The 24290-nt window shown below is 62.6% G+C and carries 19 protein-coding genes; 12 read left to right on the top strand and 7 right to left on the bottom strand.

All coding sequences use genetic code 11. The features are described 5' to 3' along the window. Window positions 1-26 precede the first annotated feature (26 nt). Window positions 27-338, bottom strand: coding sequence for an ArsR/SmtB family transcription factor (locus D3870_RS13765; RefSeq protein ID WP_199710652.1), 312 nt, complete (start codon window positions 336-338; stop codon window positions 27-29). Between the two features lie 219 nt (window positions 339-557). On the opposite strand from D3870_RS13765, the gene D3870_RS13760 reads away from it, so the two are divergent. The 4 genes from D3870_RS13760 (at window position 558) to D3870_RS13745 (ending at window position 2980) form a co-directional block, all read left to right on the top strand. Next, entirely contained in the window at window positions 558-908 is a 351-nt protein-coding gene (locus D3870_RS13760; RefSeq protein WP_119739926.1) for a DUF6152 family protein, read from the top strand. Continuing rightward, window positions 908-1411 (top strand): DUF6644 family protein, encoded by a 504-nt coding sequence (locus tag D3870_RS13755; RefSeq protein WP_119739924.1) that lies wholly within the window; start codon window positions 908-910, stop codon window positions 1409-1411. The genes D3870_RS13760 and D3870_RS13755 overlap by 1 nt, the downstream gene beginning before the upstream one ends. A 65-nt stretch (window positions 1412-1476) precedes the next feature. Continuing rightward, a complete protein-coding gene (locus D3870_RS13750; protein WP_242489977.1) occupies window positions 1477-2022 on the top strand; it encodes a histidine phosphatase family protein in 546 nt (181 codons plus the stop codon). 118 nt (window positions 2023-2140) lie between these two features. Further along, entirely contained in the window at window positions 2141-2980 is an 840-nt protein-coding gene (locus D3870_RS13745) for a class I SAM-dependent methyltransferase (RefSeq protein ID WP_119739920.1), read from the top strand. Between the two features lie 26 nt (window positions 2981-3006). On the opposite strand, the gene D3870_RS13740 is transcribed toward D3870_RS13745, so the two are convergent. Both D3870_RS13740 and D3870_RS13735 read right to left on the bottom strand, forming a co-directional pair. Continuing rightward, a complete protein-coding gene (locus D3870_RS13740) occupies window positions 3007-3888 on the bottom strand; it encodes a YihY/virulence factor BrkB family protein (protein ID WP_119739918.1) in 882 nt (293 codons plus the stop codon). 288 nt (window positions 3889-4176) lie between these two features. Beyond that, the gene (locus D3870_RS13735) at window positions 4177-7545 is read right to left on the bottom strand and encodes a hybrid sensor histidine kinase/response regulator (RefSeq protein WP_119739916.1); all 3369 of its coding nucleotides are present in this window, start codon (window positions 7543-7545) and stop codon (window positions 4177-4179) included. Between the two features lie 323 nt (window positions 7546-7868). Here D3870_RS13735 and D3870_RS13730 point away from each other — a divergent pair, with 323 nt between their 5' ends. The 3 genes from D3870_RS13730 (at window position 7869) to D3870_RS13720 (ending at window position 13119) form a co-directional block, all read left to right on the top strand. Continuing rightward, window positions 7869-9638, top strand: coding sequence for a GMC oxidoreductase (locus tag D3870_RS13730; RefSeq protein ID WP_199710650.1), 1770 nt, complete (start codon window positions 7869-7871; stop codon window positions 9636-9638). A gap of 195 nt (window positions 9639-9833) precedes the next feature. After that, window positions 9834-11579 (top strand): alpha/beta fold hydrolase, encoded by a 1746-nt coding sequence (locus tag D3870_RS13725; RefSeq protein ID WP_119739914.1) that lies wholly within the window; start codon window positions 9834-9836, stop codon window positions 11577-11579. Continuing rightward, a complete protein-coding gene (locus D3870_RS13720; protein ID WP_119739912.1) occupies window positions 11572-13119 on the top strand; it encodes a hypothetical protein in 1548 nt (515 codons plus the stop codon). Before D3870_RS13725 ends, D3870_RS13720 begins: the two co-directional genes overlap by 8 nt. A 21-nt stretch (window positions 13120-13140) precedes the next feature. Here the strand turns inward: D3870_RS13720 and D3870_RS13715 are convergent, their stop codons facing one another. Next, on the bottom strand, window positions 13141-14043 hold the full coding sequence (locus D3870_RS13715) for a LysR family transcriptional regulator (RefSeq protein ID WP_119739910.1): 903 nt from the start codon (window positions 14041-14043) through the stop codon (window positions 13141-13143). A 106-nt stretch (window positions 14044-14149) separates the two neighbouring features. Here D3870_RS13715 and D3870_RS13710 point away from each other — a divergent pair, with 106 nt between their 5' ends. From D3870_RS13710 to D3870_RS13700, 3 genes are read left to right on the top strand one after another with little or no spacing between them, the layout of a single operon-like run. After that, window positions 14150-15934 (top strand): sulfatase family protein, encoded by a 1785-nt coding sequence (locus D3870_RS13710; protein WP_119739908.1) that lies wholly within the window; start codon window positions 14150-14152, stop codon window positions 15932-15934. Between the two features lie 32 nt (window positions 15935-15966). Continuing rightward, window positions 15967-16365: a hypothetical protein gene (locus tag D3870_RS13705; protein WP_119739906.1), complete on the top strand. Its 399-nt coding sequence runs from the start codon at window positions 15967-15969 to the stop codon at window positions 16363-16365. A gap of 28 nt (window positions 16366-16393) precedes the next feature. Then, entirely contained in the window at window positions 16394-17803 is a 1410-nt protein-coding gene (locus tag D3870_RS13700) for a coniferyl aldehyde dehydrogenase (RefSeq protein WP_119742113.1), read from the top strand. Window positions 17804-17816: 13 nt separating this feature from the next. Here the strand turns inward: D3870_RS13700 and D3870_RS13695 are convergent, their stop codons facing one another. Further along, entirely contained in the window at window positions 17817-18575 is a 759-nt protein-coding gene (locus tag D3870_RS13695; RefSeq protein ID WP_242489976.1) for a metallophosphoesterase family protein, read from the bottom strand. Window positions 18576-18727: 152 nt separating this feature from the next. On the opposite strand from D3870_RS13695, the gene D3870_RS13690 reads away from it, so the two are divergent. Further along, entirely contained in the window at window positions 18728-19555 is an 828-nt protein-coding gene (locus D3870_RS13690) for a nucleotidyltransferase (RefSeq protein WP_119739903.1), read from the top strand. A 31-nt stretch (window positions 19556-19586) separates the two neighbouring features. On the opposite strand, the gene D3870_RS13685 is transcribed toward D3870_RS13690, so the two are convergent. Together D3870_RS13685 and D3870_RS13680 are read right to left on the bottom strand one after the other, a co-directional pair. After that, on the bottom strand, window positions 19587-22709 hold the full coding sequence (locus D3870_RS13685; RefSeq protein WP_158590465.1) for a putative bifunctional diguanylate cyclase/phosphodiesterase: 3123 nt from the start codon (window positions 22707-22709) through the stop codon (window positions 19587-19589). A gap of 190 nt (window positions 22710-22899) precedes the next feature. Then, window positions 22900-23460, bottom strand: a complete 561-nt coding sequence (locus tag D3870_RS13680; RefSeq protein ID WP_119739899.1) for a DNA-3-methyladenine glycosylase — start codon at window positions 23458-23460, stop codon at window positions 22900-22902. 133 nt (window positions 23461-23593) lie between these two features. On the opposite strand from D3870_RS13680, the gene D3870_RS13675 reads away from it, so the two are divergent. Continuing rightward, entirely contained in the window at window positions 23594-24256 is a 663-nt protein-coding gene (locus D3870_RS13675; protein ID WP_158590464.1) for a TetR/AcrR family transcriptional regulator, read from the top strand. The last annotated feature ends 34 nt before the right edge of the window (window positions 24257-24290 follow it).

Below are 24290 nucleotides of genomic sequence, written 5' to 3'. Positions count from 1 at the left end.
GCTTTCAAAAAGAGTGTTAACGGGCGTCAGAGGTCGCCGTTGATGGTCCGGAGAAACTCCTGGATCGCTTCCTCGTTGCGCTTGAAGAAAATCCATTGCCCGACCTTGCGGGGGATGACGAGGCCGGCGCGTTGCAGTACCGCCAAGTGCGCCGATACGGTCGATTGCGACAGGCCGGTATAGCGGTCGATCTGGCCGGCGCAGACGCCGAAGTCGAGCGGATGCTCCTGCTCGGAGAAGTAGATTTCCGGCGTCTTCAGCGCGGCAAGGATCTGCCGCCGTACCGGGTTGGCCAGCGCCTTGTGGATGGCATCGATGTCGATCGGGTCTTGCTTCATGGATAGTTTTTCGTCAGTTGGCGAAACGAAAATCGAAAATGATTGATTTAAGTATCGTCATATTACGATATATAAGAGAAGCGTGCAGGAAGGCCGAGTCGCATCCATTCTCTGAACACCATCAAGGCACCGCGGCGCGTTTTCCGCATAATTTGCCGACAGCCGGATGGTCAAACCGGTGGCCATCCACCGACAAACGATTTGCAATAGGAGAACCTCATGAAAGTCATGCTCAAGTGCATCGGACTGTCATCGTTACTGCTTGCCACAACCGTGTTCGCGCATCACGGCTGGAGCGAGTACGACGCCGGCAATACCTTGCAACTGAACGGAACGATAGAAGAGTCCACCTACTCGCACCCGCACAGCATCGTGCGTCTCAAGACTGCGGACAAGATCTGGACCGTCGTCCTTGCACCGCCGTCGCGCATGGAGAACCGCGGTTTGTCGAAGGAGATGCTGAACGTCGGCAACAAGGCGACCGTGGTCGGCTATCCGAACCGGAACAAGCCGGAAGAAATGCGGGCCGAACGCATCATCATCGGCAGCAAGACCACAGAGCTGCGCTGATGCAGGGGACGGCTCTCGGCGGTCAGGCAGGCTGGCTGGACTGGATCGCCAATTCGGCGATCGGGGTCGCGATGCGAAGCGAGCTGTGGCTGTATCCGATCGTCGAAGTGGTGCACATCATCGGCTTCGCGGTGCTGGTCGGTTCTGTCGTCATGTTCGATCTGCGGGTGCTTGGCCTGTCGAAAGACATCGCGGTGACGGCGTTGGCCCGCCACCTGCTGCGGTGGGGCGTGACGGCCCTGTTGTTGATCGTGCCGGCCGGGCTGCTGATGTTTTCGGCGCATCCGCATGATTTCGCCAGCAATGAGGTGTTTATCCTGAAGCTTTCCTTGATCGGTATCGCGGGGATCAACGCCGCTGTGTTCCATCTCGGTGTCTACCGTTCCGTGAGCCGGTGGAACACCGGCGCTGCCGCGCCCGGCACGGCAAAGGTCCAGGCGGCCTTGTCGATGGTCTTGTGGGTGACGGTGGTCTTATGCGGCCGACTATTGGCCTATACCTGACGAGCACGGGTTTTCCTATGTGGCGCACAGTGTTTTCATGGCTTCTGCTTTCCCTCGCATTCGGCTTGAGTACGCCGAATGCATTTGCCGCGCCGGCGCAGAGCGAGGAAGAACGCCTCTGGGCGGCGCTGAAATCGGGCGGGCATGTCGTGCTGATGCGGCATGCCATTACCGAGCCGGGCGTCGGCGATCCTCCCGGCTTTTCGCTCGACGACTGCGGCACGCAACGCAATCTCTCGGCCCAGGGGCGTGAGGATGCCCGGCGTATCGGCGAAGCGTTCCGTCGCCAGAATATTCCCGTGGCGGAAGTGCTTTCCAGCCGATGGTGTCGATGCCTAGATACGGCAAGGCTGGCATTTGGCCGGGCGACGCCGGCACCGATGCTGGATTCGATGTTCAACGAGTCGGGGCCGAACGCCGACGCAAAAATCCGCCAGGTGCTGGCGGCGATCGCCCGTCGACCGCTTTCCACCAACCTGGTCTTCGTGACCCATAACCAGAACATCCTGGCGCTGACCGATTTGTCCGTGGCGTCGGGCGAGATGGTCTTGGTCGTACCTGACGGAGATGCGAAATTGAAAGTGATCGGCCGGCTGAATCTCGCGCGTTAGCGTTTGTGAAAGAGCCGGCTGAATGAGGGACAGGCTGATGCCGTCCTGACGCCGTGCAGACGGACGAGGCATAATCTCGTCTGACGGCGCAAGTGGCGCACCCTTCCGAGATATTTCCATGAGCACCATCCCCGACATTCGCCCCGGCCAATCGGTCGAACTGCTGAAAGAACTGCACATCCTCACGCGCGACGGCAAGCTGAACCAAGACAGCCGCCGCAAGCTGAAGCAGGTCTATCACCTCTACAATTTCATCGAGCCGCTACTGCAGGAGCTGCGCGTCGACCATTCCGATATCACGCTGGTTGATCACGGTGCCGGCAAGTCCTATCTCGGCTTCATCCTGTACGACCTGTTCTTCAAGACGCTCGATGGCGATGCGAACAACGCGCACATCTACGGCATCGAGACGCGCGACGAGCTGGTGAAGAAGTCGCAGGAGCTGGCGCGGCGGCTGAATTTCCCCGGCATGTCATTCCTGAACCTGTCGGTGGCCGATTCGATCACATCGGATCAGCTGCCGCCCACGGTCGACATGGTGACCGCGCTGCACGCCTGCAACACCGCGACCGACGACGCGATCCGCTTCGCCTTGGAGAAAGAGGCGCGCTTCATCGTGCTGGTGCCATGCTGCCAGGCCGAGGTGGCGTCGGTGCTGAAGAAGAACAAGGGCCAGGCGATCGGCAAGAGCGCGCTGACGGAAATCTGGCGGCATCCGCTGCACACGCGCGAGTTCGGCAGCCAGGTGACCAACGTGCTGCGCTGCCTGCAGCTGGAGGCGCACGGCTATCAGGTCACCGTGACCGAACTGGTCGGCTGGGAACACTCGATGAAGAACGAACTGATCATCGCCAGCTACAAGGACCTGCCGCGCCGGCGTCCTGGCGAACGCCTGCAGGAAGTGCTGCACACGCTCGGTCTGGAGGAAATGGCGCAGCGCTTCTTCGCGCCCGCATAGCCCCATGGCGGCGCGGGTTGCCGTGGCTATGCCTTCGCGTCCGCCTGCTTCACATCCGCTTTCTCCGTCGCCGGCGCATGCCGCTCGATGACGGCATTGATCTCGGCGCCGAACAGCAGCATCGCAGCGGATAAAAAGAAATACAGCAGCAGCACGATGATGGTGCCGATGCTGCCGTACATGGCGTTGTAGTCGCCGAAATTTTTCACGTAATAGTCGAATGCCAGCGACATCACGATCCATGCCCCGACGGCCAGCACCGCGCCGGGCGAGATGAAGCGGAATCGCTGGTCATGATCCGGCGCGACGTGGTAGATGATCGCGACCGCCGCCGTCAGCAGCACCAGCACCACGGGCAGACGCAGCAGCGTCCACACGGTAACGAACAGCTTTTCCAGACCGACCCGCTGCGCCAGCCACTCGATTGCCTGCGGGCCGATCAGAAAGAACGTGGCGGCGACGACCAGCATGGCGGCGATGCCGATGGTGTAGATGATCGACAGCGGATACAGCTTCCACATGGGGCGGCTTTCCTTGACATCGTATGCCACGTTCAACGCTCGCATCAGGGCGCGCGTGCCGGCGGACGCCGTCCACAGCGCGAGGATCGCACCGAATGACAGCAAGCCTCCCTGCGGCTGCTGCAACTGCTGTATCACGCCGATCACCTGTTCCATCGCCTGTTCCGGGAAAATCGCCGAGGCTTGCTGCAGCAGCCAGTCGAAGAAGCCGGGCAGGTGCAGAAAGCCGAGCAGCGCGACAAGAAAAATGACGAACGGGAATATCGAAAAGATCACTTGGTAGGATAGCGCCGACGCGTGGGTCATCATGTCGTCATCGTCGAACTCATAGGCCGCTTCCTTGATCAAGGTAAACGGGCCGATTCCGCGCAGGCCGGGAATTCCCATACGCTGTTCCTCACGAAAATTTTTGTCGATGCGCAAGCGCGGCCGGCGTCATCATGACGGCTTGCAAGGCCGAATCGGAATGCGGCCGGTACCGAGAAGCAGTGTGACGGCATCGATTTGCCGCGCCTCATTGCCGTACCTTATGCACAACAGCGGCCATGGCTGGCCGCAGCGTGAACAATCTTGAGCCGCATTGCGCCGGATGCTCTTAATCTTGAGCAAACAATGCGTGCGGAAAGAAACACGCGCCGACATGAAGCGTCGGCGTGGCAATATCCCGCGCGTTCGTTATTCGGCGGTCGTTGCGGTCGTTGATGTGCGGCTGGCGAGACCGTGTTCGACAGCCTGCAGCGTTTCCTCGGCAAGATCGAAAAACTCCGCCAGCTGGTGGTGACTGCCGCCTTCGCCGTTTCCGCTGCGCAGCGTCTCTTCGAGTGCCGAGGCGGAGGCCGACAATGCCAGTGCCCCGACATTGGCCGCCATGCCGCGAATGCCGTGCACCGTTGATTCGATGACATTGTGCGCCTTGTCTTCCCATGCGGCGTTGAATTCCGCCATCGCCTTCGTCAGGCTTTGCGCCAGTGTTTCCAGCAGTTCATGGTAAAGCGCCGCGTCGCCGTCCAGTCGCTCCATCGTGCCGGCGGTGTCGAAGCCGGGGATTTCCAGCGGCGCTTCTGCCGCTGCTTCCGCTGCATTCACTGCGGGCGCAGATGGCGACTGCGCATGCCGCAACCAGCGCGCCAGCGTGCGGTAGAACTCGTCCGGGTCGATCGGCTTGGTGATGTGGTCCTGCATCCCGCTGCACATGCACTGTTCGCGTTCTTCCACGGTGGCATGTGCCGTCATTGCAACGATCGGCAGTTCCGCAAACTCCGTTTCCATCCGGATCCGCCGCGTCGCCGCATGGCCGCTCATTTCCGGCATCTGGATATCCATCAGCACCAGGTCGTATGCCTGCGGGCCGGCGGCCAGCAAGGTTTCGATGGCGATGCGACCGTTCCCGGCCAGATCCACGGTCAGGCCGGCCGCCGACAGCATCTCGCGCGCAATCTGCTGGTTCACTTCATTGTCTTCCACCAGCAATACCTTGCAGCCGTCGAAGCGCGGCACCACGCGCTGCTGGCGCGCGGCGGAGCGTGCCATCGATTCCCGCGCCAGCACATTGACGAGCGCATCGTGCAGCATCGATTGTCCGATCGGCTTGAACAGCACGGTCTCAATCGGCGCATGTTCCGCCTGCCGGAGCACGTCCTCGCGGCCGAAGGCGGTGATGAGAACGGTCTTCGGCACATGCGCAAGACCGGCATCGACGATCGCCGCCGCCAGTTCCACGCCGCTCATGCCAGGCATGCCGAGGTCGGCCAGCACGACGTCGTACGGCGCGGTGGCATCGGCTTGCCGGATTGCCGCCAGCGCTTCCGCACCGCTGGCACAAGCGTCTGCCTGCAGACGGAAGCCTTCGAGCAGATCGAGCAGGATCTGGCGCGCGGCGGGATTGTCGTCCACGATCAGGATGCGGCGTCCGCGCAATCCTTCCGGCAAGGCCGGCGCCGGCTGTTCCAGCAGCATGCTCGTTTCGACCCGGATGCTGAAGCTGAACACCGAGCCGACGCCCGGCTCGCTCTGCACCGTGAGCGTGCCGTCCATCATTTCGATCAGGCGCTTGCTGATCGTCAGACCGAGGCCGGTACCGCCGAATTTGCGCGTGGTCGAATCGTCGGCCTGAGTGAACGCAGTAAACAGTCTGGCCTGCTGCTCCGGCGTCATGCCGATGCCGGTATCGTGGATCTCGAAGTGCAGCGCGAGCGAGCGGCTTCCGATCCGCTGCGCACGGCAGCGCAGCCGGACTTCGCCTTCCTGCGTGAACTTGATGGCATTGCTCATCAGGTTGATCAATACCTGTCCGAGCCGCGTCGGGTCGCCGACCAGGAGCACCGGCACGTCCTCGGCGATCTCGAACACGCAGTCCAGATTCTTTTCCTGCGCGCGCTGTCCTGTGACCGAGCTGACGTTGGACAGCACGTCATGCAGCGTGAAGTCGGTGCGCTCGATGTCGAGCTTGCCCGCCTCGATCTTGGAGAAATCGAGAATGTCGTTGATGATGCCCAGCAGCGAAATCGCTGCGCGGTGAATCTTCTCGACATAATCGCGCTGCCGCACGGTGAGATCGGTGCGCAACGCCAGATAGGCCATGCCGATGACCGCGTTCATCGGCGTGCGGATTTCGTGGCTCATGTTGGCGAGGAAGACCGACTTCATGCGCGATGCTTCTTCCGCGACTTCCTTGGCCGATGCCAGCGCGCGTTCCTGCGCCACGAGTTCCGCGTTGATCGCCGACAGCTCGGCGGTACGGTCGGTCACGCGCAGCTCGAGCATGCGTTCCGAGCGCTTCAGGCTGACAACCAGCTGCTCTTGCGCGGCTTCCTTTTCCTGTCGGATCTGATGGAAGCGGTCGGCCAGCGCCAGCGACAGCAGCAGCATCTCGAGCGCCGAGCCAATGTGCATGCCGTAGGTCGTGAGGACGCTCGGGACGCCCAGCCCGTAGCTGCGCGCCACCGTCAGCACCGCCGCCATCACGAGGCCGCTGAATGCGAGCAGGAACACCCGCGCGCTGCGCTGTCCGCGCACCAAGCAGACGATGCCGACGGTCAGCGCCAGCAGCATGTTGAGGCCGTCGATGGCAACGCCGAAGCGCACCATTTTTTCGAATGACCAGAAGAAGCCGATCATCTGCAGCACGTTCAGCGCGATGAAGCCTTGCATCACGCGGTCGAGCACAGGCACGGTCGTCTTCGTCGCCAGCAGCTGACGCTGGAACAGCAGCAGGGTCAGGCCGTTGGCGGCGAAGCCGATCATCGCGGCAATCGTCGCCCAGCCGGGCGCCTCGGGCCACAGGAACTGATACCCCATGCCGCTGTAGGACACGAGCGCCAGCGCGCTGGAGAGGGTGAACAGCACGTAGTAGAAATACGTCCTGTCGCGCATCGAAATGAAGAGCAGGAAGTTGTAGAGGCCCAGCGCCAGCAGCATGCCGAAGTACAGGGCCTGTCCCATGTATTCGTGCAGGCCGTGGCGCGCGAACGCCTCGGGTTCCCACAGGCATGTCGGGATGTCGAGCGAGGTGGCGGACGCGACGCGCAGGTAAACCGTCGATTCGGAGTGTGCAGGCAGCTGCAGCGGGAACACGAGATTGCGATGGTCCACCGGCCTTTCGGAGTACCGTATCTCGTGTCCTGAGCTGATGTGCGTAAAGCCGTGCGCATCCGGCACGTAGAGGTCTACATATTGCAGATGCGGATACGCGACTTCCAGCCGCCGGTCGAGGGTCTTGTCCGTATCGTTGCGCAGCGTCATCCGCAGCCAGATCGCGGATTGCGTCATGCCGAAATTCAGGCTATCCATCGCGCTGCGCTGCACGTTCTGTGCGGGCGTGTGAAAACGTGCCGCCGATTCCGGCGTGCTCACCTCGCCGATGTCGAGCTGCCGCTCCGGATCTTCCAGAATCGTCCAGTAAGGCATCAGATTGACCGCTGCTTCGGCGGGCGCATCGGTCACCTGCAGGGTACCGGCGTGCGCCAGTGTGCACGCCAGCATCCATGCCAGCGTCGGAAGCGCGCGGCGGCGCAGGAAGCAGAAAAGCTGTACGAAGATACCCATCTAACCGTGTCGGCAAATTGAAAATATGCGGATTGCGCCTGGCATGGTTTCTTCGGCAGGGGGCGCGGAAATTCTCGCAACGGTTCCGCCTACGCCCCGCACGTTGTCAACCATGGACAAACTTAACATGTATTGATGAAAATCAAATACCATATGTAAAAAAATGTAACAGAGCGCCGTAACTGCACTGCTACATCCTGCTTCATCTGTCTTCTGGCTGAAAAGCTGCCGGAAGATGTATCGAAAATGTAACAGTGGCGTTCCATTCGAATGCCGCTGCGCATGATGCCAACCGGACGTGAAACAAGGAAGGGAGAGGGCGATTGGATACGACTCTGGAATATGAAGCAGTGATTGTCGGCAGCGGCTTTGGCGGCGCCGTGATGTCGGCGCGACTGTCGAAGACATGGCCGGGGCGCGTGCTGCTGCTGGAGCGCGGCAAGACCTATCCGCTCGGCGCCTTTCCGCGCAGTCCGCACGATCTGGCCGACAATGTGTGGTGCCCCGACGGCGATGCGGTCCGTCGTCCGAGGGCGGTTCGCCGGCGCAAGGCGAGGCGCGGCCAGCTCACCGGCATGTTCGACATCCGCCATTTCAGCCGCATCGATACCGTCACCTCCGCCGTGTTCGGCGGCGGCTCGCAAATCTACGCCAACGTCTTCCTGCGCCCGCCCGAGGCGGTGTTCGAGCAAGGCTGGCCTGCCGCCGTGCGGCGCGAGGTGCTGGCACCGTACTACGACGTGGCGCAGCAGGTGCTCGGCGCGCGCACCATACCGCCGGCAGGCGACGATCCGCACGACCGCCGCCACATCAAGCGCACCGTGCAGTTCCAGAACTTTGCGCGCGCCGCCGGGCTGCCGACGAAGCTGGCGGACATCTGCGTCTTCTTCGGCAACGATTACAGCTACGGCAGCGGGCAGGCCACCGCGCTGGGCGAGCAGGAAATCAACCGCTACGGCGCGCGTCAGACTTCCTGCACCTACTGCGGCGAATGCGATATCGGCTGCAACGTGCAGGGCAAGAACTCGCTCGACCGCAACTACCTGCATGTCGCGCAGACGCGTTACCGGACGCAGGTCCGCACCCAGGCGGCGGTCGAGAACATCGTCCCGCTCGATGGCGCCGGCCGGGATGATGCGACCGCCGATGGGCGGCATGGCTACCGCGTGCTGTTTCGCTCGATGGAAGACGGATCGCAGCACAGCGTCACGACGCGGCGTGTGGTGGTGTCGGCCGGCACGCTCGGCACGACCGAATTGCTGCTGCGCTGCCGCGATGTGCATCGCAGCCTGCCGCGCATTTCAGATCGCCTGGGACAGCGTTTCTCCGGCAACGGCGACTTCCTTTCCTTCGCGCTCGACGGCAAGCGCGAAGTCAATTCCACCTACGGGCCGGTCATCACGCAATACACGGACCATCACCTGTTTGAAAACCATAATCGCGAGCATGCCTTCCTGCTGCAGGACGCGAGCTTTCCGACGCATGCGGGATGGGCTGCCGCGGCCATCGGGCCGATGATGAATCCGCTCGAACGCCTCTGGCAGACCTGCAGACAGCTTTGCCTGTACGCCTTCGACCGCGCCTATCCGGGGCGCAAGAACAGCAGGGTCGGCCATCTCGTGCAGCGCCTGTTCTCGCACGACCTGTCGCAATACAGCGCGGTGCTGCTGTGCATGGGGCTGGACAAGGCCAATGGCAGCTTGCGGCTGAATGCGTCCGGCTGTCTCGACATCGACTGGCCGCAGGACAGCAATCGGCCGCTGTACGACGCGATCCTGCGCCTCGGCGAACGCTTCACGCGCTTCATCGGCGGCCGGCATTTTCTGCCGATGCCGACATGGCTGTGGCCGGTCAGGAACAACGTGACGGTGCACCCGCTGGGCGGATGCGCGCTGGCCGATTCGCCGCAGCAAGGCGTGGTCAGCGCGGCGGCCGGCAGCAGAGGCCAGGTATTTGGTTATACGGGCTTGTATGTGGCGGATGGATCGCTGATGCCGACCGCGCTGGGCGCGAATCCGGCGGCGACGATCACGGCGCTGTCGGAGTGGATTGCGCATGAGATCACCGGCAATGCGCCGGACGCGGAGCTTTGAAGCCAACGAGGATGGGCAGGGCGGGGCCCACCCGCCACGCGTGGTTCATTGACGGGTGGGACCCGCCCTACTCCTGTTTGAGCAGTTTCAAGGTGGGCACAGGTGCCCACCCTATGTACTGATACGTCTCACATGCGGTGCGCACGGCGCACCCTACGGATTCATCGAACGAGTTTCTTCAGGAGAGCAATCGTCATGTCGAACGCGCTGCAGAGAGTGAGCATCGAATTTTCCGAAGTGATGAGCGGCTTCGTGAGCGCGGAGGCGACGACCTTCGCCGACGGGCGCAAGGACGGCGAGGCGGCGGGCAACACGCTGGCGTTGCATGTCACCGTTGGCATCGGCGATCTCGCCGCGTTTCTCGAAAAATCCGAGCATGCGGGCACGCTCGCCGGTCACATCGATTGTCCTCTGCTCGGTGGGATATGTCCGGTGCAATCGGGCACATTCCGCCTGATGCCCGACACCGCCGACCGCGACCGCAAGGTGATGTACTACCAGGTGTATTGCACCACGCCGCAAGGCGAGTCGGTGACTTTTGTCGGGCAGAAGCAGGTGCAGCACACTGCGCCGCTCGACGCGTGGCACGACACGACCACTCTGTATGTCAACGTGTTTCGCGGCCATGTCGATCCGGCGAAGCCGGCGCAGGCATCGCTGTGGGTCACCGGCATCATCAGCCTCGGCTTGCAGGATTTCATGCAGGTGCTGCGGGGATTGCGTGCCACCGACGCGCACGGCAAGACCAGCGTCGAGGGGCTGGCGCGCTTCGGCCAGTTCTTTGCCGGCAAGCTGTGGGATGTGTATGGACCGCATCTGCCGCCGAAGCTGAATCAACCGAAGCGCCGCTACGCGAAATTCACGACCGAAGGCGTGAGCGGCGCGCAGATCACGGAGCATCCGTTCTCCACTGCCGACGGTCTCGGCCTGCAACTGACGCGCTTCAGGCGCGCAGTCTGCGATGACGTGGTGCTGATCGTGCATGGCCTGACCAATTCGTCCGACATGTTCATCATGCCGGAGCATCGCAACCTGGTGCAGCATCTGCTGGACGAAGGATTCGGCGACGTGTGGACGCTCGACTATCGCGGCAGCAACCGTTTTCCCTACAACCTCGAACGCAGCCGCTACAACTTCGACGATATCGCGCTGTTCGACCATCCGGCGGCGCTTGCGGAACTGCGGCGGCATATCGGGTCGCATCGCCGCCTGCACGTGATCGCGCATTGCGTCGGCGCGATCACGATGGCGATGGCGGTGTTCGGCAAGACGGTGCAGGGCATTTCCAGCATGATCCTGAACAGCGTGTCGCTGACGCCGCATGTGCCGCGCTGGTCGGAATTCAAGCTGGCGTGGGGGCCGTGGGCGTCCGATTATCTGCTCGGCGTCGAGTACTTCAACCCGAGCTGGCGCCGCCAACCTGCGTGGTCAGTCGGCAAGCTGATTGCCTGCGCGGCCGATGTCGTGCATCAGGAATGCGATTCGCCGGAATGCCACATGCTGAGTTTCATGTGGGGCAGCGGCCGGCCGGCGGTGTTCAATCACGCCAACATCGCGCCGGAAACGCATGAACGCCTTGGCGACCTGTTCGGCGGCACCCCGGTGCATTACTACCGCCATGTCCACAAGATGGTGAAGAGCGGCCATGCGGCGGTCAAGTTCGAGCCGGGCAATCCGCGCTATGCCGCATTGCCCGACAACTATCTCGCGCACGCGGCCGAGATCGACACGCCGATCTTCTTCGTGCAGGGGCAGGACAATAACGTCTTTGCCGATTCCAACATCCGCTGCCACGAGCGGCTGGAGCAGATCGTGCCCGGCAGGCACCGGCTGCATGTCTTTCCGGGTTACGGCCATCAGGACGTTTTCATGGGGAAAAACGTGGCGGTCGATATCTTCCCGCACCTGGTCGGTTTTCTGCGCGAGCATTGCCATGACTGAAGGCAGTCAGTCACATGATTTGGTGCTGTGGCCGGCCGGCGCATTGCCGAACAATCGCCTGTGCGTGTTGATCAGCGACATCCACTGCACCGATTGTTCGGTGGGCAACCAGACCGCATCGGAAAACGATTGGCAACTCTTCTTCGAGCAACTGTTGTTCGCAGTCTGCAATCCGCCGAGTGAAAAATCGGAACAGGATCCGGACCAGATCATCGACGAGCTGCTGCTGATACTGAACGGCGACATCATCGACCTGATCCGCAGCAGCAAATGGGCGCAGGCCGACGTCTATCCATGGCAGCGCGACGATCCGCGCTTCGAGGAAATCGTGATGGCGATCATGCGCGAGATCGTCGCGATCCACGCGCACAAGCGGCCGGTATGTGCGGAGCGGCCGTATTCGGGTTTCTTTTTCTGGATGCGCAAGACCATCGAGAGTCTGCGCGCAACCGGCGTCAGGGTGACCGTGATCCCGATTGTCGGCAACCATGACAAGGAATTGCAGGTGGTGCCGGCGGCGCGGCAGATGTTCTACGAAGAATGCCTGGGCATGACCGCATTCGACATCCCCGACAGTTACCGCAACTGGGTTGCGGCGCAGCTCGGCACCTCGCGCGACGACATGTATCCCTGCCTGCCGTTCTATTTCGCCGATGTGGCGCTGCGGCTGCTTGCCACCCATGGACAATGGCGCGATGCAGACAATGCGCGCGCCACGTCACGCTGGAATCCGCGCGACGGCTGGCAGCCGCAGGCATGGCACAGCGAGCAATACCGCGCATTCAGCGATCCCTGCTTCGGCGACACGGTGGCGGCCGGCATGCTGTCGCGCTTCATCTGGTGCGCCGCGCAGAATCTGCCTGACGACACACATGACATGCCGGGTGCGCGACGCGTGCGCAACCTGCTCGACGAAATGGATTTGTACCGGCCCTCGGTGGCGGCGGTGGTGCGCCTGCTGCGCGAGACGCGCAAGATGGCGCGCGAGGACGCGGCGGCGAAGGGGCTGCACGAGACCGTGCTGGAATGTTTTCGCGAAAGCCTGATCGCCTGGCTGTCGCACGACGAGACATGGAAGACGACCGCGGGCAGCATGAAATTCGGGCTCTGGCTGCTGCGCATACTCGGCCGCCTGCGCTGGTACTGGCTCGACGTGCTGCTGATGCGCGGCATGGCGAAGAAGCAGGAGCCGGAAGCCGATATTTCGACGGCAAAGGTGCTGCGCCTGCCGGCATTCCAGCCGGCCTATCGCGAACTGGGCTTTCACCTGCATGTGGAAGGGCACACGCATGTGGCGCTGGAAGCCGACGTGCAGTTTTCGCAGCCGCGCAAGGGACGCAACAACTACACCTACATCAACCTCGGCGCATGGCGCGACAGCATCCGGCCCAAGCGCAACCGGGGCTTCCGCCGTCGCGGCATCGGCCGCGCGCTGTTCATCTTCGACCTCGCGCGGCTGGCGCAAAAGGTGCCGGATGATGCCTACCGCTTCTATGCGCGCGACATGACGAGCTGGGGCGACCGGCTGGACAGCTGGTGAGCCGATGGCAGTGCGCGATCGTCAGGCCGAAGATGCCGCGATCTGGCGCTTGATGGTATCGATGAACAGGCTTGCCGCCGGTGAACGGCTGCGATTCCTCAGCGTCACCGCGCCGACGGATACCGGTTGCGGGCGGAACTGCGCCAGCGGCAAGGCAAGGAATTCGCCGCTGGCAAGTTCCTCCCGCAGCGCCTCGCGGGTGCAGACCAGCACGACGTCGCTGCGTCTGGCCAGATCCTTGAGCAGATAGATGTTGTCGCATGTGACAGCGAATGGAACATCGCCTGTCGTACCCAGTGCGCGACGAAAGCCTGCGAGCAGGGGCGGCGGCAACTGCACGGACGCGAAGCGTTCGGCGGCCAGATCGTGCAAGACGAGATTCTTCCTGCGTGTGAGCGGATGATCGGCGCGGCAGAACAGTCCGCCGTGCTGCACCATCAGCGGTTCCATCTCCACTTCCGGCGGCAGGGCGCCCTTGCGCGTATCCGCCACGAACAGCGAGATGGTCTCCTGCTCAAGCAATGCACACAGCGCCTCGGTATGGTGGATTTCGATCGAGAGGCGCAGGCCGGGATGACTGGATTGCAGACTGGCAATCGTCTGCGGGATCAGGGTGGCCGCCGGGAAGGGGCCGGCGCCGATCGCCAGGTCGCCCAGCTTGCATTCGCGCAGTTGCGTCATCTCATAGCTCAGATCGCGCGCCGCCTTCAACAGCGGCTTCGCACGCTCGAGCAGTTCACGGCCCGCCGGCGTCACCGAGACGCCTGCCTGGCTGCGGTCGAACAGGCGCAATCCCAGTTCCGTTTCCAGCGCCTGAATGCTGCGGCTCAAGGCAGATTGCGTGATGTGCGCCAGTTCCGCCGCACGGGCGAAATGGCGTGTTTCCGTGAGCAGGGCTACGTGCTGGAGTTTGCGCAGGTCCATGATTTACCCGATGAGTTGAACTCATTAAAGGGATGAAAATAATGAATTGGATGTATTCCGACATGTTACCTAGAATCCGCTTCATACAGCACACGGGAGACAAGCCATGGATGGATTCGGACCCAACGGACCAACGCGACGGCAATTGCTCGCCGGACTCGCCGCTGTCGGCGCGGGGGCCGTGACGGGGACGCTCGGCGCGATGGCGCAGAGTCCCTATCGGGCACCGAAGCTCGCCTCGGCCGTTTCCGAGGCAAGCCGTGCCAGTCGCCGGCCGAACATCCTGTTGATCATGTCGGATCAGGAGCGCAGCTGGCTGGACTTGCCAAAAAACCTCGGCCTGCACGCACACGAACTGCTGCTGGAAACCGGCACCGGCTTCACGCAGCACCATGCCCACACCACCCCGTGCTCGCCCTCGCGCTCGAACATCTACTTCGGCCAGCATACGCAGCGCACGCGCATGACGGCCAACATCGACGCGCCGCCCACGTTTCCGAAGCTGCCTTCCGGCATGCCCAGCATTGGCCACCTGCTGCGCGCGCAGGGCTACTACACCGCCTACAAGGGCAAATGGCATTTGAGCCCGGTGGGTCATGATCCGGGGCTTGTGTACGGGATGTATCCCAACTCGGAACATGTGCTGGAGCCCTACGGCTTTTCCGACTTCAATATCGACGGCGATCCGCACGGCGCGACGTGGACCGGCTACCGCTACGATGCGCAGATCGCCAGCCAGGCCGTGAAGTGGCTGGGGACGCGCGGCAAGGACCTGAAGGGACAGCAGCCCTGGTTTCTCGCGGTGAATTTTGTCAACCCGCATGACATCATGTATTTCAGCAGCGGTGAGAAGCAGGAGGATTCCCGCCTGCGCAGGAACCTGCTCGCGCCGCTGGCGGGTGCGCCGTCCGGCGCTCTCTATGACCGGCAGTGGGATCTGCCGCTACCGCGCAGCCACTACCAGGACGACCTGAGCGGCAAGCCGTGGGCGCAGCGTTCGTATGTCGATCTCTGCAATCATCTGTACGGGCGCATCGATCCTGACGATGAGGCCGCGTGGCGCGCCTACCAGAGCTACTACTTCAATTGCATACGCGATGTGGACAGCCATGTGCTGACCGTGCTGCGGGCGCTGGAGCAGATGGGCATGGCGGACGATACCATCGTGATCTATACCGCCGATCATGGCGAGATGGCCGGTGCGCATCGTCTGCGCCAGAAAGGCCCACACATGTACAAGGAAAACATCCGCGTGCCGCTCATCGTGCGTCATCCGGACGTGCGCGGCGGCGGCCAGAGCAGCGCGCTTACTTCGTGCATCGATCTGGTTCCCACCATGCTGGGTTTTGCGGGAGTGTCGACCAGTGCGATGGCGGAGCATTATCCCGATCTCAAGGGCGTGGATGTCGGTGCGGTGGTCGCATCGCCGCAGGCCCGTACCGAGCGCGACCGGCGCGGCATCCTGTTCAACTATGGCGTGCCGTTGTACATCGATCCGGCCTTCACCCGCGCCACCATCGAAACCGATGCCGGCAGTCCGCAGGCGGCAGCCCTGCGCGTCGCGCTGACGAAGGGACAGATGTTTCCGGGCCGCGAACATCCCGCATTGTTTCGCGGTATCCATGACGGACGCTACAAGTTCGCGCGCTATTTCCGCCCCGCGGACCATCACCAGCCGCAGGATTGGGACACGCTGATCGGCCGCAACGAACTGGAACTCTACGACACGCACAAGGACCCGGACGAACTGGTCAATCTCGCGGCCAAACCCGAGGCGCACAAGGAACTGCTGCTGTCCCTGTCGCGCCGCACCAATGAACTGGTGGCGCAGGAAGTGGGGCGCGACACCGGTGCGGAGTTTCCCGGCCCTGCCGGCTGGTATGTACGTTGATGCCCAACCCGACTATCGAACGGAGAAACACCATGCAAGGTCACAAATCCCGCATCCTGCTGTGGACCGGCATTGCCACCATGCTGCCAGGCCTGCAATTCCTGTTTCCCGTTGCGGCGCTGCGGCTGGCCGGCTTGGACGTGAGCGACCCGGCCGGTCTTTTTTATGCGCGCCACTGGGGCTTGCTGGCGCTGTGCATGGGCGCGCTGCTGGTGCATGCGGCTCGCAATCCGGAGGCACGCCGGCCCATCGTGTTCGCCGCGACGATCGAAAAGGCCGGTCTGGTCGCCATGGTGGCGCTGGCATGGCGTGACCCTGCCTTGCAAGGCTTGCACCTGCCGGCGATCTTCGACGGCCTGTGCGTGATCCTGTACAGTCTGTATCTCTGGCAATCGGCCAGAACGCGGCCCGCATCTGTCGCCGCCACCTGACCCCGCTCACCGTGAACGAGACATGACACTGCCGCCACACTCGATCCGCTCCCTGTTCGAAGCCCAGCATGCGGCAAGCCGCGCCGCCATCGACGTGCCGTACTCGCTGCGACGCGAGCGGCTGCTGCGTGTGCGCAAGCTGCTGGACGTGCATGGCGAGGTGCTGGCCGATGCCGTCAACGCCGATTTCGGCAACCGTTCGCGCCGGCTCACCGAGGTCGCCGACATGTTCGTGCTGCGCGGCATGCTCGGCCACACGCTGCGGCATTCGCGCAAGTGGATGCGGCCCGCGAAGGTGCGCACGCCGTTGTATCTGCAACCGGCCAGCGCGCATGTGCAGCGCCAGCCGCTCGGCGTGGTCGGCATCATCGCGCCGTGGAACTATCCGCTGCAGCTTTCGCTCGGGCCGGCCGTCATCGCGCTGGCTGCCGGCAACCGGGTCATGCTCAAGCCGAGCGAACTGACGCCGCAGACCTCGGCCTTGCTGGCCGAGCTGATCGGCCGCTATTTCGCACCCGACGAATTCTGCGTGGTGCAGGGCGACGGCGCAGTGGCTGCGGAGTTCGCGGGCCTGCCCTTCGATCACCTGTTCTTCACCGGCTCGACCGCCGTGGGCCGCAAGGTCGCCGCTGCCGCCGCCGTCAACCTCACGCCGACCACGCTGGAACTGGGCGGCAAGTCGCCTTGCATCATCGACGCCTCATGCGATCTGGCGGATGCCGCCATCAAGATCGCGCACGGCAAGCTGCTCAATGCGGGCCAGACCTGCATTGCGCCCGATTACGTGCTGCTGCCCAAGGGACGCGAGGCAGCTTTCGGTGATGCCTTTGCCGCTGCGGCGGCGCAACTGTTTCCGCGTTACATCGACAATCCCGACTATGCCGCCATCATCAGCGAACGCCATTACGCGCGGCTGCAATCGTTGCTGGCAGAGGCGGAAGAGCAGGGTGCGACGCTGCGGCGGCTCGGTCCTGTCATGGGAAGCGCAGGCGCAACGCGGCAACTGGCACCCGTGCTGGTGTTCGGCGCCACACCGGAAATGCGCCTGATGCAGGAAGAAATCTTCGGCCCCATCCTGCCGGTGCTGAGCTATGACTCGCTCGATGAAGCGATTCGCGGCATCAATGCCAACCCGCGCCCGCTGGCCTTGTACTGGTTCGGCAGCGATCTGCGTAGACGCGACGACGTGCTGGCGCGCACCGTGAGCGGTGGCGTGACGGTGAACGACACGCTCATGCACATCGCCCATGAAAACCTGCCCTTCGGCGGCGTCGGCGACAGCGGCTGGGGTGCCTATCACGGCGAGACGGGATTCCTGCGCTTCACGCACCAGAAGCCGGTGCTGGTGCAGTCGCGCTGGGCGACGGGCAAGCTGCTCTATCCGCCCTACGGTGCGAAGTTCGACAGGGTGATGGGCTTGCTCAAGCGCTTCCTGTAACCGTGCCCCGCGCTCAGGGGCGCATGTCCTCCGGCACCGGCTTTGGCACTTCGATGATGCGGAACGGCGGCCGGTCGGGGAAGGTGCGTTGCAGCAGCGGCTTGGCGACGTTGTAGACCGGAATGTTGTTGGCCGTTTTCCCCTCCGGATATCCGCGATGCGCATGGCCATGAATGACGACGGTCACCGGATAGCGCAGCAGAGGATCCTCCAGCCGGCTGGTGCCGAGGAAGGGAAAGATTTCCGGCGGCTCGCCCTGTACCGTTTCCACGACGGGCGAATAGTGCAGCATCGCAATGCGTTCGCTGGTGCGCAACTTTGCCAGCGCCGATTCCAGCTTGAGCGCCTCGTGAATCGCCTCGTCCACGAACTGCTTGATCGCACCTTCTCCCCAGTGTCCTAGCGCACCGCGGCCGTATCCGCCGGCAAACCCCTTCACACCCGCGATGCCGACGCCGGCCACTTCGCATGCCTCGCCATCCAGGATGCGCACACCGGCTTCTCTGAGGATGCGCGTGACCTCATCCTGCATGCCCGATTCGAAGTCGTGGTTGCCGAGCACCGCGATGACGGGAATCCTCACCCCCGACAATTCATTCACGAGCACGTGCGTCTCTTCCGGCAAGCCATAGTCGGTCAGGTCGCCGCACAGCAGCAGCGCGTCGGCCTCCTGCGCGGCTTGCGTGAATAATGCGCGCAGGTTGCCGGCAGATTCCGCCCTGCAATGCAGGTCGCCGACGGCGGCAAAGCGGATTTTTTCCCGTGTGTCCACGATTCATCCTCGGTTGATCGCTCGATCCTTGATCCTGCAGCAACTCAGGTCGCCATTGCCGCAATGCGTAATGGCGGTCTGCTCCATACACAGACCACAATGCGGTGGCATAAGTTTTGCTGATCATGGATATCACATCCGTTGGGGGGAATATGCAAGCCACTACGCCAGCATTGCCTGCCGGATTGTCTTCTGGCACGGATACCGAGGTTTTCTACCGGCAGGTTCTTGACATCATGAATGCATGCGGCATCCCGTTTCTCGTCGGCGGCGGTTACGCGTTCAATTGCTACACGGGCTTCAATCGCCAGACCAAGGACATGGATGTCTTCATTCGCCGTCCCGATTACGAGCGCATTGCCGAGATGCTGTCGCACGCCGGATACGATGCTGAACTGACCTATCCCCATTGGCTGGCGAAGATCCGCTTCGACGATGCATTCATCGACCTCATCTTCAGTTCGGGCAACGGCGTCGCGTCGGTGGATGATGCATGGTTCGAGCATGCGGAGGAGGCGGAAGTGGCCGGTGTCCGCGTGAAGCTCTGCCCCGTCGAGGAAATCATCTGGTCCAAGGCTTTCGTCATGGAGCGCGAGCGCTTTGACGGCGCCGACATCGTGCATCTGATACGGGCGCGCGGCCCGCAACTGGACTGGGCGCGCCTGCTCCATCGCTTCGGCCCGCATTGGCGAGTGCTGCTGAGTCATCTGATCCTGTTCGGTTTCGTCTATCCCGACCAGCGCAATCTGGTTCCGGCACATGTCATGACAGATCTGCTGGAACGCCTGCGCCTGGAAACCGGCGCGCCGCCCCCGACGCATGGCATATGCCAGGGCACGCTGCTGTCGCGCGAACAATATCTCAACGACATCGAGCAACAAGGCTTGCAGGACGGGCGCGTCGTCCCGTTCGGCTACATGACGCAGAAAGAAACCGGCCTCTGGAAGGAGGGCATACCGGACGAGCGCAAGGAATCCTGAGCGCGTGACTGCATGCGCGTGCGGTCTTCGTTTACGCCACCTCCGAAAACATGTTCTGGTTCGCCAGAAAGTCGCGGAAGGTTTCCGCCGACACTGCCTTGCTGTAGTAATGACCCTGCACCTCGTTGCAGCCGAACAGGCGCAGGCGATCCAGTTGCGCCTTCGTTTCCACGCCCTCCGCGATCACGCGCATGTTGAGGCTGCGCGCCAGATTGATGATCGCGTAGGTGATCGCCTCGTCGTCGCCATGCGTGAGCATCGCCGCGATGAAGGAGCGATCGATCTTGATCTTGTCGATGGGAATCTGCTTCAGATAGCTGAGGCTCGAATAGCCTGTGCCGAAATCGTCGATGCTGATGCCGACGCCGACGTCGCGCAGGTTCATCGCCAGCTCGGCGACCAGCGAGGCGCGCCGCATGATCGAACTCTCCGTGATTTCCAGTTCGAGATAGGTCGGGTCCAGCTGCGACTCGCGCAGGATGCCGGTGACGAGGCTGGCAAAGCCCTTTTGCTGGAACTGGATCGGCGACACGTTGACCGCGATCGGGATCGGGTGCAGTCCCTCCAGCTGCCAGCGGCGACATTGCGCGCAGGCCTCGCGGATCGCCCATTCCCCCATCTTGCTGATCAGTCCGCGCTCTTCCGCCACCGGGATGAACTCGACCGGTGACAGCACCTCGCGTCCCGCATGACGCCAGCGCAGCAGCGCTTCTGCGCCGATCAGCCTGCCTTCCTTCGTATCGATCTGCGGCTGGTACCACAGGCTCAAGGCATCGTTCTCGATCGCATGTCGCAATTGCCGTTCGATGTTGGTGCTGCGGATGATCTGCAGGTTCAGTTCCCGCGTGAAGAACTGATATCGATCGCGTCCCTGACCCTTGGCCTGATACAGCGCGGTATCGGCATGCTTGATCAGCTCCTGCGTTTCCTTGCCGTCGTCGGGAAAGACACTGATGCCGATGCTGATGGTCGAGTAGATCTGCTGCTCCTTCAGGATGAAGGGGCGGGCGGTGGCGGCGAGGATCTTCTCGGCGACGGCGGCCGCCTGCTCGCCGCGATCGATGTCGGGCAGCACGATGAGGAACTCGTCGCCGCCGATGCGCGCCACTGTGTCCTCCTCGCGTACGCATTGCGACAGGCGCTCCGCAATTGCGCGCAGCAGCATGTCGCCGATGTCGTGGCCGAGCGAATCGTTCACGTTCTTGAAGTTGTCGAGGTCCATGAACAGCAGCGCAACCTTTTTCTCGCTGCGCATCGCCATGTGCGTCGCTTGCGCCAGCCGGTCGTACAGCAGCGTGCGGTTGGGCAGCCGGGTGACGTTGTCGTAATAGGCCAGCATTTCGACCTGCTGTTCGGTAGCCTTGCGCTGCGTGACGTCGGTGGCGACACCATCGATGCGTTGCGGCGTGCCGTCCGCATCGACGACGAGATGGGCGCGGCAATGCAGCCAGCGCAGCTCGCGGTCCTGCCGCCGGATGCGGAATTCGGCTTCGCATGCGGCGTGATCCGGCCCCAGGGCGTGCAGCGCCTCCTCGACATGCGGCCTGTCATCCTCATGGATCATGGTGAGCCAGCGGCGCGGATCGGTCTCGAACGCCGATACCGGATAGCCGGTGATCTGCTCGATCGACTGGTTGATGTAGTTCAGGCGCGAGAAGTCGGGCGACACCGACCACACAATGTCGAGGATGGATTCCAGGATGCTGTTGAGCCGGTTCTGGCTTTCCAGCAGGGCGAGCTCGGACTGTTTTCGCTCGCTGATGTCGCGGCAGATGAGCTGGACGAAGCGCTTGCCTTCGAAATCGATCGCGCGCGCACTGACCTCGACCGGCATGAGCGTGCCGTCGGCCTGCTGCTGCGTGACTTCGAACAAGGCCATGCCTTCGCGCAGCAGTTTTGCCGCGGCCTGTTGCAGCACGTGCTTGCATTGCGGCAGAAACAGGTCTTGCACGGGTCGTCCGATCATGTCGGCGCGGTGACGTCCGAGCGCCTGCAAGGTCTTGTCATTGACATCGATGATGCAGTCCCCGGCATCGGCGAGGATGATCATGTCGTTGGCATATTTCGAAAGGTAATCGTATTGCCGCTGCAATAGCTGCCGCTCGGTCTTTTCCTGCAATGCCTGCAGGCGCATCTGCCCCTCCTTCTCACGCCACCACAGCAACACCGCGATGCCGAGTAGCGACAGGATGCCGGCGGTCGCGCCCACCAGCAACCACGTCATTCGCCGCACGCTGGCAACGATTGCGTTCTCGTTGATCACGGTGACGAGATACCAGGGCATGCGGGACACCTGGCGCGCCATCGCGATCAGCGGCGTGCCGCTGGCATCGTCCATTGCAAAGGAGCCGTCGTGCGATTTGGCCGATGCCATCAACTCGGACGGCGAGACCGGCAGCACGTTGATCTTTCCGAAATGAGAGGCCTGCAGATTGCTTGACGAGATCACGACTTGCTCGCCGCGGATTTCGGTCAGCAAGACCTCCGTCACGCTCCCCATAATCGGCGGGGTATGCGCAAACGGCGCGACGTCCGTGCGCGCGCGCGCCCTCAGCAGCAGAACGGCCGGCGTGTCGATCTGCTCCTCGTCGATGCTGAGAAGCGGCGCGATGATATCGACAACGTTCTCGGTCTGCTCGGTACCCGGCGAGACCGGGATTGCGTGGAACGGCGAGACCAGGATGCTGCTGCTCCGCAACGCGTGCTGCATCGTTTCCGCAGCGACCGCGTCCAGCTGCAAAGGCGTCGCTTGCGTCGAGATACGGACAGTTCCATGTCCGTCGAGCAAGGCCACTTCGAGATAGTTGTAGGTTGTGTGGATGGCTTTGAGCTGCTCGAGCATTTGCCGTCGCGCATCGTCATCCGGCGCACCGCGCGCAAGCCATGCAGCGGCCGTTTCCCCGAAGAAGCGGCCGCTGCTGAACACCATCGCATCGCCAACTCTTTCCCGTATCCATGCCGATACGGCGGCGTTCTGCGTGTCGGCGATATGGTCGAGCGCGTCATGCAACTGCCGCCGCTGCTCATCCACCAGCGGGACGTAGACGTTGTAGCCGATGACGAGGGAAATCAGAAACAGTACGGCGAAGAGTCCCGCGGCGAGCCATGAATGCCGGGTACCCATGCTGCTGTCTTTCGCGAGCGGTGTGCGCATGTTGTGAGAAGCAGATTCCGGTTGGTTTGACCGCATGCATGCGATGAATCATCAATGCACCGCGCAGCGATGCGGCGTCGGCAGCGCTGACAGTCGCGCACCGCGCAATTCAACGGGCCGCATTACATATGACTGTTGCTTCTCCATACCGTTCGACGCGACGGCATTGCGGCATGCCGCGCCGACAAATTCAGCGTCTGGAAACGAAAGCGTTGCCGTCAATATAGAACCGCAATTCCTTGTCGGCCCAATGCTTCGCATAGGCAACGCCGATGCGAGGGCGCGCCATGGTGCCGAACGGCTCCATGCTTGCCGGTTCGGCAAGATAGAAATCGTTGCTCAGAAGGTCATGCCCGTTCAGCCGTCTGTCGATGCCCATGGCGCGACACAGCAGGGCCGGACCTTTGGTGTTGCCTTCGAGATGGACGACCGGTTCCAGCGCGCGCAGCAGGACCTCGCAGCCATTGCCTGCCGGTTCCGTCACCACATTCATGCAGTGATGCATGCCGTAGATCAAATACACATAGGCATGACCGGGTGGCCCGTACATGATGCGGGTGCGCGGCGTGATGCCCTTGGAGGAATGCGCGGCCAGATCGTGCGCGCCGACATAGGCTTCGACTTCGACGATCCGACCGATGCGTTCGATGCCGCCGCACACGTGTACCAGATGCATGCCCAGCAAGCCGCGTGCGACTTCCTCGGTGGCGCGTGCATAGAAGGTGCGAGGCAATTTGCGGGTGAAAGGCATGCATTCCGGAAAAAAATCTGCATTCATGTATGGCAGAATCATGCGACTGCATCGGACGTATCGCAAGTCTTTTCAGAATGACAATTCAAGCGTTCGATCGATCAGTCGCCCACCATCGCATCAAAGCCACGCCATGCAAAAAGATCCCTCGCATTCTTCTCCCAACGGCAAAGGCGGCTCGCAGCGCCGCACACAACAGACTCTCGACAATCTGTGCGAAGCGGCGTGCCGGATTCTGGAAAGCGGTGATCGCTCGGAACTGACCACGCAGCGCGTGGCGGAAGTGTCGGGCTACGGCGTGGGGACCGTGTACCAGTACTTTTCCAACAAGGAAAGCCTGCTGGAAACGCTGGCGGCGCGCGAGCTGAAACGGATGCTGACGGTGGCCGAGCGCATCCTGTCCGGCTGGTCGGCTTCGCCGGATGATGCGGTGGCGAATTCGCGCCGGCTGATCGGCGCAATGATCGACATCATCGGCGAACGCCCCGTCGTCGGCGGCATCCTGCGGACGGAAATGATCAACGCACCCGCCGATTCCGACCTGGGCCGGGAATTGCAGCGCTACTACGCGCTGATCATCGGTGCCGCCTACCGCGCACACCCGGAGCACCGACGCCGGTTGCAAGACGAAGCAAGCCGCTTCGTGATGTTTCGCGCAATCTCCGGTGCCATTCAGACCGCAGCCGTCGAGCAGCCCGCCTTGCTGCGCAGCCGCGCGTTCGAGGACGAGATGGTCAGGCTGGTGCTTGGCTTTCTGAGCTATTCGCTGCCGCATGAGGACGCGGCGGCGACCTGAATTTCGCGCTGCAGCCGGCATTCACGGTTCGCCG

Origin of the sequence: Noviherbaspirillum cavernae, from assembly GCF_003590875.1 — a bacterium.
GTDB classification, from domain to species: Bacteria; Pseudomonadota; Gammaproteobacteria; order Burkholderiales; family Burkholderiaceae_D; genus Noviherbaspirillum; species Noviherbaspirillum cavernae.
This window is presented reverse-complemented; position numbering and strand designations above follow the sequence as displayed.

Coding starts and splice junctions, on each gene's coding strand:
- D3870_RS13685 (WP_158590465.1), bottom strand. CDS start 22,709: ATGCGCACACCGCTCGCGAAAGACAGCAGCATGGGTACCCGGCATTCA.
- D3870_RS13705 (WP_119739906.1), top strand. CDS start 15,967: ATGCAAGGTCACAAATCCCGCATCCTGCTGTGGACCGGCATTGCCACC.
- D3870_RS13725 (WP_119739914.1), top strand. CDS start 9,834: ATGTCGAACGCGCTGCAGAGAGTGAGCATCGAATTTTCCGAAGTGATG.
- D3870_RS13735 (WP_119739916.1), bottom strand. CDS start 7,545: ATGGGTATCTTCGTACAGCTTTTCTGCTTCCTGCGCCGCCGCGCGCTT.
- D3870_RS13760 (WP_119739926.1), top strand. CDS start 558: ATGAAAGTCATGCTCAAGTGCATCGGACTGTCATCGTTACTGCTTGCC.
- D3870_RS13675 (WP_158590464.1), top strand. CDS start 23,594: ATGCAAAAAGATCCCTCGCATTCTTCTCCCAACGGCAAAGGCGGCTCG.
- D3870_RS13740 (WP_119739918.1), bottom strand. CDS start 3,888: ATGGGAATTCCCGGCCTGCGCGGAATCGGCCCGTTTACCTTGATCAAG.
- D3870_RS13680 (WP_119739899.1), bottom strand. CDS start 23,460: ATGCCTTTCACCCGCAAATTGCCTCGCACCTTCTATGCACGCGCCACC.
- D3870_RS13710 (WP_119739908.1), top strand. CDS start 14,150: ATGGATGGATTCGGACCCAACGGACCAACGCGACGGCAATTGCTCGCC.
- D3870_RS13745 (WP_119739920.1), top strand. CDS start 2,141: ATGAGCACCATCCCCGACATTCGCCCCGGCCAATCGGTCGAACTGCTG.
- D3870_RS13755 (WP_119739924.1), top strand. CDS start 908: ATGCAGGGGACGGCTCTCGGCGGTCAGGCAGGCTGGCTGGACTGGATC.
- D3870_RS13720 (WP_119739912.1), top strand. CDS start 11,572: ATGACTGAAGGCAGTCAGTCACATGATTTGGTGCTGTGGCCGGCCGGC.
- D3870_RS13690 (WP_119739903.1), top strand. CDS start 18,728: ATGCAAGCCACTACGCCAGCATTGCCTGCCGGATTGTCTTCTGGCACG.
- D3870_RS13765 (WP_199710652.1), bottom strand. CDS start 338: ATGAAGCAAGACCCGATCGACATCGATGCCATCCACAAGGCGCTGGCC.
- D3870_RS13715 (WP_119739910.1), bottom strand. CDS start 14,043: ATGGACCTGCGCAAACTCCAGCACGTAGCCCTGCTCACGGAAACACGC.